This is a genomic window from Desulfovibrio sp. 1188_IL3213 (genome assembly GCF_036763145.1).
Lineage (GTDB): Bacteria > Desulfobacterota > Desulfovibrionia > Desulfovibrionales > Desulfovibrionaceae > Desulfovibrio.
Map to the genome: position 1 here is coordinate 1 of NZ_JBAIYR010000757.1, position 214 is coordinate 214.

Annotated in this window: 1 protein-coding gene; it reads right to left on the bottom strand. The window is 45.8% G+C overall.

Annotation, left to right across the window (positions count from 1 at the left end; genetic code table 11):
* On the bottom strand, positions 1–173 hold a 173-nt coding region (locus V6C16_RS14865; RefSeq protein ID WP_333543643.1), incomplete at its 3' end, for a transposase.
* Between the last annotated feature and the right edge of the window lie 41 nt (positions 174–214).

Consider the following 214-nt stretch of genomic DNA (forward strand, 5'->3'; position numbering starts at 1 on the left):
TCTTTCATTCGTGCCATCATGGATGCATCCATACCGCCGAACCTGGCGCGCCATTTATAAAAAGACGCACTACTCATGCCGTACTCGCGGCAAAGTTCTGGAACGGGCACCCCATTTTCGGCCTGTTTTAAAATCGCCAAGATTTGACTGTCCGTGAAGCGTGACTTTTTCATTGTAAAATCTCCAGATTGCTTATTCTCGGAAATTCTACTTT